The organism is Paenibacillus sp. SRL342 (assembly GCF_984798905.1).
Map to the genome: position 1 here is coordinate 5,211,139 of NZ_OZ481790.1, position 20,435 is coordinate 5,231,573.

Annotated in this window: 15 protein-coding genes; 5 read left to right on the forward strand and 10 right to left on the reverse strand. The window is 45.9% G+C overall.

The annotated features are described in order from the left end of the window. Nucleotides 1–157: 157 nt before the first annotated feature. The 5 genes from AC4E8D_RS22955 to hcp form a co-directional block, all read right to left on the reverse strand. Nucleotides 158–1,183: an NAD(P)/FAD-dependent oxidoreductase gene (locus AC4E8D_RS22955; RefSeq protein ID WP_221824430.1), complete on the reverse strand. Its 1,026-nt coding sequence runs from the start codon at nucleotides 1,181–1,183 to the stop codon at nucleotides 158–160. Next, nucleotides 1,184–2,200, reverse strand: coding sequence for an ABC transporter substrate-binding protein (locus tag AC4E8D_RS22960; RefSeq protein ID WP_221824431.1), 1,017 nt, complete (start codon nucleotides 2,198–2,200; stop codon nucleotides 1,184–1,186). It abuts the gene before it with no gap. 102 nt (nucleotides 2,201–2,302) lie between these two features. Continuing rightward, complete coding sequence (locus AC4E8D_RS22965; RefSeq protein ID WP_221824434.1) at nucleotides 2,303–3,928, reverse strand: helix-turn-helix domain-containing protein; 1,626 nt, start codon at nucleotides 3,926–3,928, stop codon at nucleotides 2,303–2,305. Nucleotides 3,929–4,185: 257 nt separating this feature from the next. Beyond that, nucleotides 4,186–5,568: a PTS transporter subunit EIIC gene (locus AC4E8D_RS22970; RefSeq protein ID WP_221824436.1), complete on the reverse strand. Its 1,383-nt coding sequence runs from the start codon at nucleotides 5,566–5,568 to the stop codon at nucleotides 4,186–4,188. 299 nt (nucleotides 5,569–5,867) lie between these two features. Further along, nucleotides 5,868–7,160 carry a hydroxylamine reductase gene (hcp, locus tag AC4E8D_RS22975; RefSeq protein ID WP_490205253.1) on the reverse strand — a complete coding sequence of 431 codons (1,293 nt, stop codon included), beginning with the start codon at nucleotides 7,158–7,160 and terminating at the stop codon, nucleotides 5,868–5,870. A gap of 310 nt (nucleotides 7,161–7,470) precedes the next feature. Between hcp and AC4E8D_RS22980 the strand changes: the two genes are divergently transcribed. Next, nucleotides 7,471–10,122 carry a cation-translocating P-type ATPase gene (locus tag AC4E8D_RS22980; protein WP_221824440.1) on the forward strand — a complete coding sequence of 884 codons (2,652 nt, stop codon included), beginning with the start codon at nucleotides 7,471–7,473 and terminating at the stop codon, nucleotides 10,120–10,122. 63 nt (nucleotides 10,123–10,185) lie between these two features. Here AC4E8D_RS22980 and AC4E8D_RS22985 read toward each other — a convergent pair whose 3' ends face one another. Continuing rightward, entirely contained in the window at nucleotides 10,186–10,569 is a 384-nt protein-coding gene (locus AC4E8D_RS22985; protein ID WP_221824442.1) for a VOC family protein, read from the reverse strand. Between the two features lie 286 nt (nucleotides 10,570–10,855). Between AC4E8D_RS22985 and AC4E8D_RS22990 the strand changes: the two genes are divergently transcribed. Continuing rightward, nucleotides 10,856–12,196, forward strand: a complete 1,341-nt coding sequence (locus tag AC4E8D_RS22990; protein ID WP_221824443.1) for an MFS transporter — start codon at nucleotides 10,856–10,858, stop codon at nucleotides 12,194–12,196. Nucleotides 12,197–12,349: 153 nt separating this feature from the next. Here the strand turns inward: AC4E8D_RS22990 and AC4E8D_RS22995 are convergent, their stop codons facing one another. Continuing rightward, a complete protein-coding gene (locus AC4E8D_RS22995) occupies nucleotides 12,350–13,006 on the reverse strand; it encodes a DUF2625 domain-containing protein (protein WP_307416601.1) in 657 nt (218 codons plus the stop codon). Nucleotides 13,007–13,108: 102 nt separating this feature from the next. Here AC4E8D_RS22995 and AC4E8D_RS23000 point away from each other — a divergent pair, with 102 nt between their 5' ends. Next, on the forward strand, nucleotides 13,109–14,596 hold the full coding sequence (locus AC4E8D_RS23000; protein ID WP_490205254.1) for a right-handed parallel beta-helix repeat-containing protein: 1,488 nt from the start codon (nucleotides 13,109–13,111) through the stop codon (nucleotides 14,594–14,596). 130 nt (nucleotides 14,597–14,726) lie between these two features. On the opposite strand, the gene AC4E8D_RS23005 is transcribed toward AC4E8D_RS23000, so the two are convergent. Both AC4E8D_RS23005 and AC4E8D_RS23010 read right to left on the reverse strand, forming a co-directional pair. After that, on the reverse strand, nucleotides 14,727–15,710 hold the full coding sequence (locus AC4E8D_RS23005; RefSeq protein WP_221824447.1) for a sensor domain-containing diguanylate cyclase: 984 nt from the start codon (nucleotides 15,708–15,710) through the stop codon (nucleotides 14,727–14,729). A 24-nt stretch (nucleotides 15,711–15,734) separates the two neighbouring features. After that, on the reverse strand, nucleotides 15,735–16,541 hold the full coding sequence (locus tag AC4E8D_RS23010) for an alpha/beta fold hydrolase (protein WP_221824449.1): 807 nt from the start codon (nucleotides 16,539–16,541) through the stop codon (nucleotides 15,735–15,737). A 218-nt stretch (nucleotides 16,542–16,759) separates the two neighbouring features. Here AC4E8D_RS23010 and AC4E8D_RS23015 point away from each other — a divergent pair, with 218 nt between their 5' ends. After that, nucleotides 16,760–17,974, forward strand: coding sequence for an MFS transporter (locus tag AC4E8D_RS23015; RefSeq protein ID WP_221824451.1), 1,215 nt, complete (start codon nucleotides 16,760–16,762; stop codon nucleotides 17,972–17,974). Beyond that, a complete protein-coding gene (locus tag AC4E8D_RS23020) occupies nucleotides 17,967–18,530 on the forward strand; it encodes a TetR/AcrR family transcriptional regulator (protein ID WP_221824453.1) in 564 nt (187 codons plus the stop codon). The genes AC4E8D_RS23015 and AC4E8D_RS23020 overlap by 8 nt, the downstream gene beginning before the upstream one ends. Before the next feature lie 85 nt (nucleotides 18,531–18,615). On the opposite strand, the gene AC4E8D_RS23025 is transcribed toward AC4E8D_RS23020, so the two are convergent. Beyond that, nucleotides 18,616–20,193, reverse strand: coding sequence for a DUF1593 domain-containing protein (locus tag AC4E8D_RS23025; RefSeq protein WP_490205255.1), 1,578 nt, complete (start codon nucleotides 20,191–20,193; stop codon nucleotides 18,616–18,618). Nucleotides 20,194–20,435: the final 242 nt, after the last annotated feature.

Below are 20,435 nucleotides of genomic sequence, written 5' to 3' on the forward strand. Positions count from 1 at the left end.
AATGAGTAAATTGGTCTATGAATCCAGTCTATAACATGAATGCATAGACCAATTTTCAATATAAAAGGCAGATAAAAAAGCCAGTTGAACACGAGATACTCTCGAGGTTTGACTGGCTTTTGCTATGCTCATCCCTTTCACACAGGTTCTTCTTATTTTACAATAGTGCTTTGTTTTTCTCATAGAACCGGGCGTTGTGAGAAGAGACACCCGCCATATCAGAAGCAGCAGGTTCCAGATACGTCTTGGCACTGTTGACTGCAAGCACCGCATCGTTAAAAGCACCTGCAATCAGTCGAACTTTGCTTCCATAGGTAATGAAATCACCTGCTCCGAATATGCCTGGAATGTTGGTACGCATGCGCTGATCTACGGATACGCCGTAATCTTCCCGCGCCAGTCCCCATTGCACAAGATTGCCAAAATCACGATCATACCCGTGGCTTACGACGACCTCATCCACCTCAACATGTGTGATCTCACCGGTTTCTATATGGGCCAGCTCGACACGATCTATTTTGTCACCTGTACCGTATAAGCGTGAGATGTTAAATGGCGTCATGACGTTGGCTTGAGCTTTCATCTGAGCAACAGGCGACTCATGTCCGGTGAATTCATGACGTCTGTGTGCTACTGTAACTTCACTTGCTATCTTGCCCATTTCATTCGCCCAGTCGACTGCGGAATCGCCACCACCCGAGATCAGAACACGCTTCCCGGCAAATCGGGACAGGTCGGTTATCGTATAGTGCAGATTTGTCAGTTCATATCGGTTGGCACCTTCAATAGCCAGTTTTTGCACTTGAGTCATGCCTCTGCCCGCGCATAACAGGATAGTACGTGTATAATGACGCTCGCCTGTTTTGGAAATGAGTACAAATACACCATCCTCACATCGTTCAAGCTCGGCTATTTCCTGCCCAAACACAATCGTTGGATCGAACGTTCTCGCCTGTCTCTCCAGTGATTCAATCAGCTTCTCACATCGAATCGGATCTATCCCGCCCACATCCCAGATCAGCTTCTCCGGGTATGTACGCATGAATCCACCCAGTTCCTGCTTGGCTTCGATGATCTTGGTACGCATGGCTCTCATACCACTATAAAATGAGGCATACATGCCAGCAGGCCCACCACCAATGATCGTAATATCGTAGATATCCAATTGTGTCTCCGTTGTCATTTAAGGCACCAACTTTTCAACAACATAGTCCATCAATTTTACAGATCCAATCGGACCCACACCCGATACGAATTGGCTTGTCTTCAGCGGGAAGACATGATCATTCTTCACAGCCTCCAGATTCGACCACACTTGGCTTGCTTTCAGATCTTCCATAGATTTCTTCGTGTCATAACCTACAAGGGTTCTGTCTTCCAGGAAAATATAATCCGGATTCATCTCAGGCAAGAATTCCAGGGAGAACTGGCTAAACCAATCTGTAGAGTCTTTGATCGCTTCAGGACTATTCAGACCCAGGATATCATAGAAGAAAACACTGCTGCTTCCTCCTTTTGGACCCATGAAACGGTAACGATTGTGCTCCACCCGGAGAACCAATACGGTCTTGTCTCCCAGGGCTGCCGCAATCTTCTCTTTCGCTTGGGAGGCTTTCTCGTCGAATTCAGTCAGTACTTTGGCAGATTCTTCGGTCTTGTCAAATATGGCAGCCAGCTTCGGCATAGCACGTTTCATTTCACTGTTGGCATCCAGTGCCACCGTAGGAGCGATTTTGGACAATTCATCATATACGCCCTGTTCCATACCTTCGCCAGCTGTAAGGATCATATCCGGTGTCAACGCAAGCAACTGTTCATAGTTATATTGATATTGCTCGACTTCAATGATCTGGACCCCATGTTCTTTCAGATAATTAGGGCGGTATTCCGCTTCAACTTCTGGAGTTAACAAAACGATTTGAGGTGTAACACCCATTTCAATCAGATACTCGGCATAGATTGAATCAAACACCACCAGATTTTGAGGGTGAGTTGGAATCGTTACTTCTCCAAACTGATCCTTTACCACCTTAGTCCCACTTTCAGTCGCTGTTTCTTCTGCAGTACTCGCTGCTCCTTCAGTTGGAGCACCTGCTGTTCCAGCTGTTGCGTTCTCTTCCTTGGTTCCACCGGAACATGCCGCCAGCATTACACTAACCACCAACAGCATGATACCAAACCCTTTAAACCTTCGTGACATGATATACTTCGCCCCTTATGTATATTGATAATGATAATTATTATCAAATAATATCAAAGAAGGATTATTGCTTCCATAGCATATCGTGCGTATTTAGTTGGATTATTGTGCTCTCTCATGAAGTGTTTCCGTAAGGTAGCGAACGATCTGATTGAGAATCAGAGTGTGTCCCGTAATTCCGTGACCGTCTACCCACAGGTGAGTATCGACGTAAAATACCCGATTATTTTTTACAGCCTTCAGGTCATTCCATTGCGGACTCTCCCATAGTTTCCTCATATTTTCTTCAGCACTGAAGTGCTGCATAATCCGCTTTTCCACAAACAGATAATCGGGATTGGCTTGTGTGAGCAGGTCCAGCGAACAAGGGTTAAACCATGCTGTACCTGAATCCAGTGCTTGCGGCAGTGTTAATCCAAGCTGTTCATATAACAAGTGTGATACCCCGTGTGAATGCCCACCCAGATATCGATAACCAAACGCTTCCACCCTCAGCAGCATGACAGTGGACGCGGATTGGATGATGGGTTGCAACTTTCGCTTAGCTAAGCTGACTTCATGTTTCATCTGCTGATGCAGTCTATAAGCCTCTTCTTCTTTGAGAAACCAGGCTGCCAATTGATCGAGCATGGGTTCTACATCTTGATGAAGTCCGGTTAGAATCGGTGCAATTGTGCGCAGCTCCCTTTTGACCTCTTCCGTCAATACGTTTCCTATCAACATCTCCGGTTGAACTTGTCGAACAAGTTCTATCTCCACCTCATACTGTGTAACCTCCAGCATCTGCACTCCATGCGCTATAAATTGTTCATGGTGATGTGGGAACAGCAGGATTGGGGTGACCACTACGGCATGGGGGATGACACCCAGATGAATCATAATTTCTGCACAGATTGGAGAAAGTGATACGATCTTGCGCTGCGTCATCGTCTGCCTATATATCTTAGGTGATACGCCAGTCAACTGTTTGAAGCGTCGGCTAAAATAATGAGCATCTTCAAATCCAGTCTTTTTGGCAATATCCTGAGAGGTTGCAGCGGTTAATAACAGTTCTTCCTGCGCACGGTAGATCCGGTAGTGGGCCAGATAATCCAGAGGTGGCTTACCATATCGCTCACTAAATTTGCGGGAATAATGCCATGGACTAATACCGGCGATCTGAGCTAACTGTGTACGTGTAATGACCTGATCATAATGCTGCTGCATGTAGTCAATGGAGCGAAGTATACCGTGTTCTGGCTTCAACTCGTTATCCGGCTGTTTCCGATATAGATTACTCAACAACTCATATAACAAATGCTGATTGCCAATCCTTTCTGCACTCTGTTCCTGTGAATGCGCTTCACTCCAATGCTGAATGATACTTGCCAAACCTCCACCGGACAGTTGCACTTTCTGATACGCCTCTCCTGATGGTAAATGCCATTCGAACTTCTCAGCCTCCCGCCTATCATGCAGCACCGAATATGTATCGAACTGAACATGCCAGCCTGCCAGATCCAGGTTGCCACCTTCAATGACCTCCATTACGGAGTTCTCTTCAAGCGCAATTAATTCTCCATAGGAGACGTGAACTCGATGTCCATTTATATTCCAGATCGCTTCTCCATCAATGATAAATATCAAGGTGTGACTGAAAAACTGATGCAGCTCGCCTTTCGTTATCCATGCGTTGCTTAGTGCATCCGTTGACTTCCATTGAGCAATCCATTCCATGTTGTCAGACATAGGTTATCCTTTCAAAGGGATTAGTAATCCAGATTTATAGGTTTCACTATATCAAAATACATGACAACTCCATAACCAACAAGCTATGGCTTGAATAAAATGGTGGACAGCTACTGAGCATTTCATACTTGTATTATTCAGATACAAAAACAACAAAAGGCCGGTACCATCAGGCACAGGCTCTTTCTTACAACTTTAATACTACTTATTCAATTAGTACGTTTTACGTATTACTCAATGCTGGGTTTCGGTCACCCCTATCCCCGTTTCTGTCCTTTTCCTGCCATCCAATACGTTAGTCCACTCGAGACACCAAACGCAATAACCACACCAATGCATGTGTGTAACAGATTCAGGCTACCCTCTTCGATGAAGAGCGGGAGGCTGACCAAGCTCGGATTCCCCACCATAGCAAATGCCTTGACAGATAATAATCCAAAATACAGTCCACCCGCAGCTCCACCCAGCAATGCCGCGTAGAAAGAGGATCTTTTTCTCATGTTGACTGCATACAATGCAGGCTCTACCACTCCAAGGAGCGCTGTTCCCGTTGCCCAGAAAGCAAGTCTTCTGGATGCTGGCTCTTTCGAGCGGATTCCGTTTGCAAGCGCAGCCCCTGCTTGTCCTACAATCGCCACTAACATGGCAGCAATCACCATAGAACCACCATTCATAACCATTTCATTAATGATGATGGCAATCAGCCAGTAGTGTAATCCCATAATTAATATTAGCGAGAAGACTGCTCCCAGTAACATCACCGACAACACTGGAGCATTAGCTACTAGTGAATCCAATGCCTCCGGCAGATATTCATCAATCCAGGTGCCGACTGGACCAAGAATCATCAATACTAACGGAACAAGAACCAGTAACGTCAGGAAAGGAGCAACCATCCCTTTGGAGAATTTTGGACTCCATCGTTCAACGACTCTTTCCAGGTAGGCCCCTGCACAGATCGTGAGAATGACCCAGATGGGCGTAGAGTAAAAAGCTGGCTGGGACACAAGTGGCAAACCCAGGAAATGCACCTCTTTTTCCCCCGACATCAGCATGGTCATCTCCGGATAAAACATGAGTCCGCCAATAGATGCTGCAACATAGATATTGCTCTTCAACCGATACGCTGTGCTGATTGCTACCAATACAGGCAGTACATAAAATACACCGTCTCCAATGATCCTGAAGATCGTAAAGGTCTGGCTGTCCATCAACGCAGAAGAGTCCGTAGAACTGTACGTATCCATTAACGCAATAATGGCGACTATAATTTTAATAACAGCGGCTCCGAGAATCGCAGGCATCAAGGGCCTGAATACATCGGATACAAAATGTAAGATCGAGAATCTGTTCTTCTTCGTGTGTCCTTCTTCCTGCAACCCTGTCCCTGTAGATTCCCAAGTGTCCATACCCAGTAACGTATTGTAGATAAGTGAAGATTCATCTCTTATTACCAGATGGCACTGCTCACCTGTTACCCGAATATCTGCTACAACATCTGCGAAGGCAAGAGCCGACATGTTCAATTGTGTACTGTCCTTCAGTACCAGCGTCGTTGTGCCCTTATCGTGTTCTACGAACCTGATGTTCTCCTTGCCACCTGCGAGTTTCAACCAATCTTCAATCTGTGTGTTATGCATTATGTACAATCTCCTCATGTTACGGTAAACCCGTGTTTTGTGATGTGTTATGATCTAATATGCCTCTATCTATATACACATTTCCATGAAAAAACTTCAATAGGATAAAAAAACTAATTCCCCTTACATTGCATGTTCATTTATACAAGGTATATGGACCTATGACATTGTTTACGTAGCAAAAAAAGCCTACTCTTATGTAGGCTCTTATCCATCTTTAATTATGAGTCATACTCTTCATACTCACAACCGACTTCACAGTCATCAGATGGCGATGCACATAAATATACATCCTCATCCTATGACAGTGCCAACATCGCGTTCATATCTTCTTCTGCTGTTGTAATTAACTTCAGTCCAAACATATCCACGAGTACATCCAAGACACCTTCCGATATGAACTCAGGCGGTTTCGGTCCAATCCGAATGTCCTGAATGCCAAGGCTGAACAGGCCGAGCAGGATCGCAACTGCTTTTTGCTCAAACCAGGACAGCACAATGCTGACAGGTAACTCGTTCACAGTACAGCCAAAAGCATCCGCCAAAGCCATTGCAATTTTCACCGTAGAACCGGAATTGTTGCATTGACCCAGATCGATATAACGCGGTATCCCCGTGTCTCCAACCGTACCATAATCCACATCGTTGAAGCGGAACTTGCCACAAGATGTCGTCAGAATTACAGTATCATTCGGTAAAGATGTCGCGAGTTCACGATAGTAGTTGCCACCTTTGCCTGGCGCATCACAACCAGCAATAACGAAGAATCGACGGATATGCCCGTCTTTCACCGCTTGAATAATCTCGGGCGCAAGCCCAATCACGGTCTCATGATGATATCCTGTCGTTAAGACTTGCTCCGACTGTACATTAGCCGCAGGCAGAGATAATGCACGTTCAATCAGCGTTGAGAAGTCATCATCCATAATCTTGGCAACCCCCTCCAGACCCGCCACTTCGTATGAGAAGAAGCGGTCTGCATATGTGCCTTTGATCGGCATGACACAGTTGGTTGTTGCAAGAATAGCACCCGGGAATTGTTCGAAAAGTCTTCTTTGATCATACCAGGCTTTGCCGATATTGCCCTTGAGATGGGTGTATTTCTTCAGCGCCGGATAACCGTGCGCAGGCAACATTTCCGAGTGCGTATAGATGTTGATTCCTTTCCCTTCAGTTTGACGAAGCAACTCCTCCAATGCATACAGATTATGCCCTGTTACCACGATGCACTGTCCTTCGATCTGATTCTGGCTAACCGTAATCGGTTGCGGTACACCAAAGCGGTCCGTGTGCGCACGATCCAGCACGTCCATAATGCGGATTGCTGCATTGCCGACTTTCATCGCCATCTCCAGATGTTCCTGTACATTAAAATTCGAGTTCGTTAATGTCATATATAATGCCTCATGTGTAATCCGATCCACCTCAGGATCAGAATATCCCAACTGGCGTGCATGTGTTGCATAAGCAGCGATGCCTTTTAACGCAAAAATCATCGTATCCTGCAAACTTGCGATTGTTTCGTTTTTGCCGCATACCCCTACCACGGTACACCCGCCACTCGGCGTCTGTTCGCACTGATAACAAAACATATGGTTTCCCCTCCAAACTTAGATTAAACGTAGTTCGTTATGGAATAGCGTAACAGACCCTGATATGAGCAAGTGTGATGGTGCACACAGTTTCTGATCCAATATCTATATATGGTTCTCCAGACTTTCATCCAAACTGGAAATAATAACATTCGAAAAAAGGCATATCTCGGATCATTATGAAAAATACTGTGTACAGCTAAAAAACGTATAAATCCATAATCTTAAAAAAATACGAAAATGAAACGATTCTAGATTTTGCCCGTAAGGGTAATACACAGAGAAATCTAATATTCAAGGAGCTGGTCAATTGCAACATTACAGACACAGTGCGGAGGAAACCCTTCAGGATGTACAGAGTTCCTCCAAGGGACTTACGACCTCCGAAGCTGCCAAGAGAATTGAAACGGAAGGATATAACGAGTTAAAAGGTAAAGATGCAACACCAGTCTGGAAATTGTTTCTCGAAAATTTCAAAGATCCGATGGTCATCGTGCTGCTGATTGCAGCCGCGGTACAGGTTGTTCTTGGACACCTGATTGAATCGTTGATCATTTTCCTGGTTATTTTGCTCAACGCGGTGATCAGTGTAGTGCAGACCAAAAAAGCCGAAAGCTCGCTCGACGCGCTGAAACAAATGTCTGCACCTGAAGCCAAGGTCATTCGTGACGGGCAGAAAAAAACCATTCCAGCGAGGGAACTCGTTCCCGGTGATATTGTTATGCTGGATGCAGGTGATTATGTCCCGGCAGACGGCCGTATCCTGGAATCAGGTAGTCTTAAAATCAACGAAGGCATGTTGACCGGAGAATCCGAAGCTGCGGAGAAACACGCCGATACCATCCCGGATGAAGCTCCAATCGGAGATCGTCGCAATATGGCCTTTAGTGGCTCACTCGTCGTATATGGACGGGGCATGCTTGTCATTACAGGAACGGCTCTCAAAACAGAAATCGGCAAAATTGCTGAATTGATTGAAAATGCCGAAGCCAAGAACACGCCATTACAGCGCAAGTTGGAATCATTCAGCAAAAAACTGGGCTTTTTCATCCTGGGCTTGTCGATTCTCATCTTTGGCATTGAAGCCGGTCGTGTATGGTTGACCGAAGGTACGGAGAATATCGGGCCTTCCATCGTAAATGCATTGATGTTTGCCGTAGCTGTTGCGGTTGCTGCCATTCCTGAGGCGTTATCCTCCATTGTGACCATTGTATTGTCACTCGGAACAAATAAGATGGCCAAACAACATGCGATCATTCGCAGACTGCCTGCCGTGGAAGCTCTCGGTTCTGCCAGTATCATCTGTACCGATAAAACAGGTACACTAACGCAGAACAAGATGACCGTTGTGGATTATTACATTCCCCATGGTACCAAGGATGAATTCCCTGATGATCCCGATCAGTGGTCAGAAGAGGAACGACGTCTGTTACATATTGCAGTGCTCTGCAATGATTCGAATATTAATCAGGAAGGCAAGGAACTGGGTGATCCTACCGAAGTGGCCCTCATTGCCTTCAGCAACCGGGTGAACAAGGATTACAATGAAATCCGTGACCAGTTCCCGCGTGAAGCTGAGCTTCCTTTTGACTCGGATCGAAAACTCATGAGTACGGTGCATACCTTCGAGGGACAGACGGCTTTGCTGACTAAAGGTGGACCGGATGTGCTGTTCAGTCGCTGTAGTCATGTGTTTATCAACGGTGAGGTTCAGCCCCTCACACCTGAGATTCGCACACAATTTGAAGAAAAAAATGAGGCCTTCTCCAAACGAGCCTTCCGTGTGCTGGCCTACGCGTACAAAAAATTCGATGATAAAAACCAGGTCACCATTGATGACGAGCATGATCTGACACTTGTTGGTCTGACAGCGATGATTGACCCACCGCGTGAAGCGGTATATGGCTCTATTGAAGAGTCCAAAAAAGCGGGCATTCGCACCATCATGATCACCGGAGATCACAAAACGACGGCTCAGGCGATCGGTGTGGATATCGGCCTTGCCGAACCGGATGATCTCGCCATTACCGGAGCCGAACTGGACAAAATGTCTGACGAGGAGCTGGATAAACAACTCGAACACATCTCGGTCTACGCAAGGGTATCACCTGAGAATAAAATCCGGATTGTGCGTGCATGGCAGCGTAAAGGCAAAGTTGCAGCCATGACCGGAGATGGAGTTAATGACGCACCTGCGCTGAAACAGGCCGACATCGGTGTAGCGATGGGTAGCGGAACAGATGTCGCCAAGGATGCGGCTGCCATGATTCTGACGGATGATAACTTTGTCTCCATCGTGAATGCGGTCAGTGTTGGGCGGATGGTATTTGATAATATCAAAAAAGCCATCGCATACCTGTTTGCCGGTAACCTCGGCGCCATTATCGCCATTTTGTTTGCCCTGATCGTCGGCTGGGTTAATCCATTTACGGCCCTTCAGCTGCTGTTCATCAATCTGGTGAACGACTCTCTGCCTGCCATTGCTTTGGGTACAGAGAAACCCGAGCCAGATGTGATGCGGCGTAAACCACGTGACATTAACGAGGGTATCTTCGCAGGTGGAACCCTGCAGGCTGTGATTACACGTGGTGTCCTGATTGGTGCAGCTGTTATTGTGTCCCAATATATTGGACTTGGCATCTCGGAGGAAATCAGTGTGGCTATGGCCTTCACCACCCTGATTCTGGCACGCAGTCTGCAAACTTTTGCAGCACGTTCCAATACACAGACCATCTTCCAGGTGGGCTTCATGACCAATAAATTCGTGCTTGGCTCCATTCTGGTATGTCTCTGTCTCTATGCAATCACACTGATTCCAGGTGTTCGCGGTGTCTTCGCTATCCCGGATACATTCGGTTGGAATGAGTTCCTGATTGCAGGCGGACTTGCTCTTGCTGCCGTCATTCTGATGGATGTCATCAAGTGGATTCGCAATCGCGGTAAACAAGTTACTGCGGCATAAGATTTGTAGATATAACATGCACAAACAGGCGCCCGTTATCGGAGCGCCTGTTTATGTATCTAATTATCCCTGTTTAATGCCAAAAGCGATCCAGCGTCCATCAATATCCTCGATCACAAACTCCTTGTTATTATAGTCTGTATGATTGAGGACTCGTACGATTTTCACATCTGCGTTGATCAATTCCTGTTGAAGCTCTTCCTGGTTCTGGGTAATAAAATATGCATCATATCCATAGCCATATAATTCTCTGTTGGGTATAACTTTCTGTCCATTGCTTTGAGTTAAAATAATCTCGGTCAGATCACGATACAGGCAGACATGAGGTTCTGCGGCATCAAGATATTCGACGACTCGAAAGCTCATCTTTTCTTCATAAAACTGCGCGGTTCGATTCATATCAAGCGTCGGAAATACGCTGTGGGACATTAATAATGCATGAGTCATGGGTATAATCTCCTTCATTTTCAACATGCTAATTACTTATATATCTAGTTACCTAACCGCTGATCCATCTGCTTATGTATGCTTCAATGATCATTTTAGTTAAATTCAGGAAATCCGTCTATTGTTTATTATTAATATCTTTCTATGCTCATCACATCCGAATGAATTATTATGACATTATTGCCATATGATGAAATGGGGTGTAAAATGATATATTGGTTTTCATCAAATATCTATTAAAGATTCTATCCGAATTCATATTCATACCCAAGACAGGAATGGTACCGTGAAAGATAAAATTGTCATGCCACTCTGGACGTGCTGCTTGTTCATCGTTGTGATGAATACCACCATGTTCAATGTTTCTTTGCCAGTCATTATTCATGATCTTCAAATCACCTCAGACCTGGGGTCTTGGGTCATCTCAAGTTATTCGATTGGTTACGCCCTGTCGACGGTGATCTACAGTCGATTGTCAGACCGTATCCCGGTACGCAAACTGTTAACGGTCGGGCTTCTGATCCTGGGGTTATCTTCATTGCTCGGATTGTTCGCGCATAACTTCGCGATCCTGTTACTGACACGCATTCTGCAATCTGCGGGTGCAGGAGTTATGGCCGGGCTGGGTCTCGTCATTGCAAGTCGTTACATCCCGGTGGAACGACGCGGAGCTGCCATCGCGCTGATTTCATCAGGTAGCGCTATGGCTTTTGGACTTGGCCCCATTGTCGGGGGACTCATTAGCGAGTACTGGGGCTGGAACGGACTTTTTGCCATAACCGTGCTTGTCCTGCTCGCCCTGCCTATATTGCTCTATTTTCTCCCCCGTGAGTCCGTCAAAACAGATCAGCCGTTCGATGTTATTGGTGCCATATTAACCGTCATTAACGCAACTACACTTCTCGTCGCAATCACCCAGCAGTCCTGGTTCTGGTTTGCCATCGGCGTTATCTCACTTGTTGCACACCTCTTGTATATTCGGAAAGCGAGTCTTCCGTTTGTGAATCCACAAGTGTTCCAAACGCCGGGATACACCCGGTTAATCCTTATCGGATTCTGCGTGCTGGTGGTGAATCTGGGCAATCTGTTTTTGATGCCGCTTGTGCTTGCTGATCTATATGGGCGCTCTTCGCTCGCCATTGGTTTGCTGATTGCTCCTGGAGCTATTGTTGCAGCATTCTGCACCCGTTTCGTTGGACGCTGGATCGACCGTTATGGCAATATGCGATTTATGATCATCGGACACACCCTGCTCGCAGCGGTACTTGCCTTATTCATGCTCGGACTGGATCAATCCGCCTTGATCATTACCAGTGGTTATCTCTTTTTCTCACCGGCACTGTCAGCCTCCATGGCTTCCCTGAATAATGAAGCGTCACGAGTGCTGCCCAAAGCCCAGATAGGTTCCGGTATGGGCATGTTACAACTGATTCAATTCTTCGGTGGTTCGGTGTCTGTAGCCGTGTGTGGACTGCTGCTGCACAGCATTCCGGGAGTCTCAGTGGAGGAAGCTTATCATGTGGTGTATGCTTGTCTGTTGTTCATCTGCGTTGTTTCACTCGGGCTAACCGTCTGGCATAGCAGAGCTTCACGCTCAAGCATTAAACCTGTTACATTGGACAATTGATAATTGAGGTTTAAAGTTCAGAACAAAAAGGCTTGCGCCAAGCGCGAGCCTTTTTTAGTTTGGAACAGAAATGCCGTTTTTTTAAAAGTGGATCACTTAATGAACTTGAACTTACCGGTTAATTTCCTGATTTCACCCCACAGCAGCATTCCACTATTTACCGTCCAGTGCGAACTTCCAGGCCTCCATTATGCTTATTGGGGCTTTACTGCTGCTCTCGCCGCCACCTTCCTGCGTCCAAAGTGGTGGGTAATACGCGAATACTTGTCCTGTCTGGAGCTGAGACATATCCTCTTGCCAGCCTTTCCAGCGAAAGGTCTGATAGAACTGCTCCAGATCGCCATTCGCCAGCCAGTTGATGAAACCTGAATATGCCAGTTCTGTCGATTCCCATTCGAGTGTATCCGGTGCAAAATAATATATGTGTCCCGTGCGGCCATACTTGCCTGTATCCAGTCCGAAGAAACCGCCTGCCGCATCATATGCAACGACCATCATACCTTCCAGCACATCTACCCAAGGTTGCTCACTTACACCATTCCAACTGGTGAGACTCCCAGATGTACTGTCACCACCCGCACCAAGCAGCGTGATCCAGCCATGGTCCAGTACAATACCTTCTGTCTCATAAGCAACAGCCCCCAAATAGGATTTGGTGCTTATTTGCAGACGATAGAGGGTATCCTCTCCAGCCTCTTGTTTTGCTGGAACATACACATATGTATTTTGCCCACTAGCCAGGAGTTCCTTGAGTTCTTCCCATGCGTGATTCTCCCGATCTACTAATTCAGCTATCGTTAATGTATTCATGAGCAGTCTCCTCGCTGATTTTATAAGAGCATATCATGGGTTATTAACCCGTTCAAATCTGCTATAATCTATCTTCAAAGCTAAATTCAAGGGGGAAACGATTTGATTCGCGTAGTTATACTTATGATTCCGATTCTGATGGTGCTCGTATCCGGTTGTCAGAATCATACATCTGCCATGAAGGAACCCGTTTCTGTTCAAAAGTCTGATCCCCAGGTCATCCATTACATATCACCCCAAGGAAACGACTCGAATAAAGGAACCATTCAATCTCCGTGGAAAACGTTGCAGCACGCAGCCGACCATGCTTCGCCAGGAAGCACGATTTATTTGCGTGAAGGTGTCTATCATCAGAAAGTCAAAATCACCAAGAGCGGTAATTCTTCCGCTAATCCAACCCTATTTTCAAGTTATCCTCAGGAGCAGGTTATCATTGATGGTAAGGGTTTATCTGTCCGGGGCATTGAAGGGTTAATTGAAATTGAAAATGCCAGTTATATCACGATTCAAAATCTCGAAATTCGTAATTTTACAACCACACTTGGGGGCCAAGTTCCAACCGGGATCTATGTCCACGGAGCAGGTGAGCATATTCAGCTGTTAGGCAACACCATACACGCGATTGCTAGTTATGCAACTCCTGAAGGTCCCGATTTGCGGGGCAGGGATGCCCACGGTATTGCCATTTATGGCACAGAGCACCCTCAAGCTTTACGCGATATCATCATCAAGGATAATGAATTGTATGATCTTACACTTGGTTCAAGCGAGTCACTCGCAGTCAACGGTAATGTTGATACCTTTGCCATACAGGACAATATCATCCATGATTCCGATAATATTGGTATTGATCTGATCGGGTACGAGGGTACATCCGAGGATGATACATACGATCAGGCCCGGAACGGCATTGTACGAGGCAACGAAGTATACGATATTACGTCCAATAACAACCCCTCCTACGGTAAAGACCTGCCCAATGATACCAACTCGGCCGGTGGCATCTATGTAGATGGCGGGAAAGATCATATCATCGACCAGAACCGGGTATATCGGAGCGATATCGGAATTGAGATTGCCTCAGAGCATGCCGGACGTTCAACCAGCAATATTACCGTGCGTGATAACCTGATTTATTCCAACAGATTGACGGGCATTGCCATGGGAGGTTATGACGAGGAACGAGGAGCTACCGAGGATAGCAAGATTATGTACAATACACTTGTGGGGAATGATACCCTGAATGCAGGCAATGGACAGTTATTCATGCAGTCACGGACAAAGAACAATACGTTCATGCGTAACATTCTCGTATCGGGCAGCTCGGAAGTACTGATATACAACGAATATACTAGCAATACCGGCAATGTGTTTGACCATAATGTCTATTACTCACCAGGTGAGCAGGAAGATGCCCTGTGGGTTTGGAAAAATAAAGCCTACTCCGGCATCGCTGCCTACATCAAGGGATCTGGCAATGATGCCCACTCCATATATGTGAACCCGGCATTTATGGATGAACCGAGCGAAGATTTTCGTCCTCAGGCGAACTCTCCGGCGAAGGCGTATGGTTATCTTGCACCACGGTAAATTAACCCTAAGTCTGCCATCTCAACTTAGTCAATCTGTTTCACACAAATAAAAGGAGCTTGTGCATGCGGGATCATCTCCCTCATCATGCACAGGCTCCTTTTTGCTTTCTTTTGACTTAAACCAATTCTTAACTTCTTACCATCTGAGCTGCATGTGTCACCCGGTTTCGTCCTCCGGTTTTGGAGGCATACAGGGCGTTGTCCGCTCTTTGGAACAAGGTCTGTTCCGTATCTTCCTCGACTACAGTGGCCGCACCAATACTCACAGTAATGTTATATTCGCCCCAATCGGCTGAAGCAACCTGTGAACGATATTCCTCTCCGATGCCACTCGCTTGCTCCTCTTCACAATCCGAAAGAATGATGACAAATTCCTCTCCGCCGTATCGTGCCACCACATCCGTACCTCGTGATACCGATTGCAGCAGACCCGCGAGATTACCGAGCACCAGATCTCCGATCGGATGTCCGTACGTATCATTAATACTTTTGAAATGATCAATGTCCACAACCAGAAGAGAGAAATGACGTTGCTTCTCCTGGAATAGCAATAGTTTCTCAGCCATTTTCTCCTGGAAAAACCTGCGGTTCTTCAATCCTGTCAACAAATCGGTGGAGGCCAGTGTCTCCAACTGATCATTCACTTTGATTAACGCCTGCTCTTTAATTTTATATTCCTCATGCAGTCGTTCAAGCTCCTTGTTCGCTTCTTGCGTCGCTTGATATAGCTCCTGTAGCTTCGTCTTGGTATGCAAAATATCCTTCTCATGTTCGATTCGCTTACGCATGACTACAACGACACAATCTACCACGTTTCCCCCGTTACGGGTCTGGCGAACACCGTTAAGCAGAACAGGAACAGCCTGCTGATCACGGGTACGGAAACTAAAGTACATCTCGTCCACATGTCCATATAACTGGATGTAGGGATAGAAATACGTATGGAAAAACACCTTGTTGCTCACCGACATGGTGGATTCAATATGTTGCCCTATGAGCTCATCGCGTTCATATCCAAGCATCGTAAGCAAAGTTTGATTCATCGACTGTACGACGCCCGAATCAGAGATAGAGAAGTATCCACAGGGCGCTGAATCTAGTTGGGTATCCATCAATAACAGCCTTTCTTCCGAATTTTATGCGCTCGTCAAATAATCCTTAATCATTCGGATCGTTTCTTCCGGTTGACTTAGATGTGGATAATGTCCCTTGGCCGTCATCTGTTGCAACCTGCTATTCTTCAGATGAGCGTGTAAATAATCCCCTACTTCAACCGGGGCAATACTGTCCTCGGAACACTGAAGAATCAACGTTGGTACAGTTGCCTGATCCAGATCAATACGACAGTCAGATAAAAACGTCACTTCGGCAAATTGTCTCGCAATATGCGGATCTCTGGAACAGAAGCTTTTCTCCAACTCTTCCGCCAGATCTTTCCGTTCCGGATTGTTCATCACAATCGGTGCCAGATAACTTGCCCAGCCTATAAAATTAATCTGCATCATCTCAAGCAATTCATCGATATCATTCCGATCAAAACCTCCATAATAACTTGGAAGATCATTCACATAACGTGGGGAAGGCCCCAACATGACAATCTGTTTGAAATATTTGGGGTTCTGAATGGATGCCAGCATGCCGATCATACTGCTGACAGAATGACCGACAAATATGCTATCTCTTAATTCAAGTGCTTCCATAATTTCCAGCACATCCTGGGCGTACCCTTCAAGGTTGTTATATTTAACAGCATCATAATAGTTGATTTGAGATTCGCCAGATCCAACATAATCAAACAAAATTACACGATAGTTTTCGCTAAAAGCAGGGACGATGTAACGCCACATGTCCTGATCACATCCAAATCCATGCGCAAATACAATCGTTTGGCTACCCGAGCCAAGCACTTTAACATTATTTCTAACAAGCACATCAATCGTCATTTCATATCACCTCTCTGAGGTAGTACTCTCTCGAATCATTTGATCTGATTATTATATCGGAAAATGTTGGGATATGGTTTAAAAATTATTAATAACTTCTCTCACCTACCAAAAAATCATGAACCCTGCTCTGAATACGCACTTTACAATCTGACGATCGTCAGGTAAAATCGGTTCAACATGTCGCGCGACAGAGATCAACATTACGGAGGAAAACCATGATTACTTCAACACACAGCCCAACTCCTCAGCAACTCTGGGGTAGATCATTCCTATTTATCATGTTAGCCAACGCATTATTGTTTATGGCCTTTGAGATGTTGCTTCCCACCTTGCCTTTGTTTGTCTCAAGTCTTGGTGGCGAAGCCTCCCAAATCGGGCTTGTTACCGGCGTATTTATGTTTTCCGCCATCTTGATTCGACCCTTCACTTCGGTTTTGGCAGCTCGAATAGATAAAAAGGTTCTGTTAATTATCGGTATCACTATCTGTGCATTAATGACAGGCGCATACTACCTATCGTCAGGTATTTGGATGATTCTTGTATTTCGAGTAATCCACGGATTCGGATTTGGTTTGGCAACGACATATTTTGCAACGATTGCCACTGAAAACATACCAAGAGATCGCCGGGGAGAAGGTATGGGGTATTTCGGCGTAGGGGAGACGGTCGCTATATCCATCGGTCCATTGATTGGAACAAGCTTGTTGTTTAGGTACGACTACCAGAGCCTGTTTATGGGAGGTATGTGCATTTTGCTGTTAGCTCTCCTGATGACAGTGTTTGTATCCAGAAAGCCGAAAACAGGAGGTAGTAGCGAGTCCCTGCAAACTCATGTCCCTTCGGTGAAACTGATTGAAAAGAAGGTACTCTTCCCTTCCCTTCTCATTATGCTCGTTGGTATTGCAGCCGGTTCGATCATGTCTTTTGTGGCTTTATTCGCTGCGGAAAGAGGGTTTGAGAATATAGCCTGGTTTTTCTTCATCGTCGCCATTGCCAGCTTCGCCGTTCGACTGTTCTCGGGGAAAATGTTTGATCGATGGGGACCAGGTTCCGTGTTGTTACCTTCTGCCGTGTTTGCAATCGCGGGGCTACTGGTTCTGATTATCGCCCAGAGTGATGTGCAATTCCTGATCGCCGGTGCGTTATACGGCTTTGGTTTTGGTGCCATATTCCCGGCGATTCAGACCTGGTGTGTGAATCTTGTAGAAGAACATGAGCACGAAAGTGCGATGGCTTCCTTCTTTAACTTCTTTGACCTCGGAATTGGTGGTGGTTCGTTGATTCTGGGCGTGGTGGCTTCTGCATTTTCCTATACGGTGGTGTATGCTATCTCTATAGGCATTTTTGTGGTATATATCTTGTTATATTTGGTATACTCCCAAAAACAGCAGAGGTATACAGCTCGCCAACTGGAGGTAGACATTGAGTAAAAAACGAATCAAGGAAATTGCCATTCAACATTTTAATCGTCTGGGTTACGAGGGGACCAAGATGGCGCAGATTGCCGAAGAGGCAGGCATCCGCAAGCAATCTCTGGCTTATCATTATTCATCCAAAAAAGAGTTATTGCTGGAGTTATATGAGGAAGTTGTGCAGGAGGAACAACAGTTTGTACGCCAATTTTTCAGTAAGTCTGTTACCCAAACTCTGGATCAGCAGTTATATGCCTTTTTGCATGAACACAAAAATCGCTTTCTAACTCATCCAAACGTCGCTTTTATGTATATCCTGTCCTTTATCACACCACTGGAGGTGCATGATTTTGTACTGGCCCAGTATCGAACGTACCTCGGGACACTGAAGGAAGAGCTGGCAGCCGTATTTACCAGACATTCCGATATACGCCTGAGTCCGGAAGAAGCCACCGTAGCCTTTGTCACCGTGATGGATGGATTGGATGTACAGCTCGTGTATGAGACACGGCAATCCTATGAACTAGCTTTGGCGATCACCTGGAATGTCTTCTGGTCAGGCATCCAACGTTAATGAATCGATTACGATGAGATTACACAAATAAAAGGGGCGTCCCACCAGCCATGTTGATGACTTTTGGGACAACCCCTCTATTTCTTTATTTTACGGTTAGGATCACACGTTGATAATGCTTCAACTGATGCTCTCCATCATCTTGTACTTCGGCAACGATATGAAGGGTATCACCCGATTTGGCATCGTCAGGAACGGTAAATGTCACCGCTTCGGTGTCACTGCCCTGCAATTTTATCGTATCCACCTGCTCATCCTTGGCAAGTTCACGATGTAATCCAAGCTGCAGATCACCCGCCATTTCAGGCTGAACTTTGTTCGGTGTTACTTTGGGATCCTCATATGTGTCCGCTTCGAAATATCTCCACCACGTATACGTCAGTTGATCTCCATCCGGGTCTGTGCCTTCCGCGTGAAGAGTAACTTCCTCCCCAGGACTAACACTCAGATCCAACCCTTCTTTAATCGTTAATGACGGATTATGGTTGGCACCTTCGTAAGTGTCTGCAACTGCCCAATCTGCACGTGCTGCAAAATCATCCTGGATATCGTCAAACCATCTCATCAAAGAGTACTCGGCTTCATACCGTTTCGTATAGGGATCGTAATCAAGCACATTGTTTCTAAACAGCTTGTCGTTCACGACGCCAAAGCGTCCACCCCAACCGCCGTAGGAAGGGTCTTCCATACTGCGCAGCCCATTATCGATCAGATAAAAGAAGGAAGGAGAATCACCCTCGGATATAAAATCGTACTTGTCATATTGTGGATTGTTCTTGAGATATTCAGCACTTCCCCGCTGTTCTTCGGCCAGTTCGCCTTCGATCATTTTGCCGTCACCCATCGATGCATACATATCCATCAGCTTGCCATGTCCATTCAAAATATTCTTGATCATCCAGTCACCATGAAGTTTGCTGTTCACTTCTTCGGCATGCATCTTCCATGCATAGGCAAAATGCCAGAAGTTCGATTGGTCATTAAGAATGCGGATATCCGGCCAATTCTTCGCAATGTATTCGTTGTAGCTGTCATCCTGATCCAGAATGATATACAGGACCAGTTTATCACTGACTTTTTTGCGAATCGTTTCCCACTCAGCCGTGTCCTTGTACTGTTCCTCAATCGATTTCAGCGCTCGGGCTGTGGTATTGGTGCCACCCCAGGTCTGAACAATCAGATCACGGGAGTCATCGTCGAGGAAAAGAGTTTCGAGGAACTCGGAACCTTCGGTTTCCTTCTCCATCTCCCCTTTATCGGAAATATTACCGATCTTGGTCATCGCTCGAAGCTGTTCTGGCTCCGGATAGCCCTCCGCATGTTTGGACAAGTTGGGATATATCTCGCCATAGGCATCGATCATGTCGTATACCCACTGTGTGCCTGTCCACCGGAACGGTTTGATCCCCGCTTCCTCGTCTCCAGCATAATGATACACCGAACTGGTTAGTACAATTCCGGCGAGGTCCATCTCATTCGAATACAAGAGAAAACGAATGACCGAGTTCATATCATCCACTTCACCGTCGGTTGTAATCACTGTTCTGCCTTTGGCAGTTTGGTTGTTTGCAGGTTCCTGGGTTTCATTCTCTGTCTGTTCTGTCGGCTGATTCGGTGTGTCACTTGCGGTTTCTGGCGCTTTGGATGCGCATCCACTAATCACCAGGATTACACTGAGACAACCTGCGGCAAAAATATTAAACCATTTTCTCTTGTTATAATGCTCCCCTTTCTTCTGTACAGCGTGACGTTAGTTGGGTTGGGATCAATGCAAAAAAACCCGAACAACAATATGAATGGAACAAAGTCCACGAATAGTGATGTTCAGGTTTTGCCTGCCCGAAGCAGTAACAATCCTTAATTGAGTGAAAGTATATCATGTCCACTCATGAATGTAAACGTATT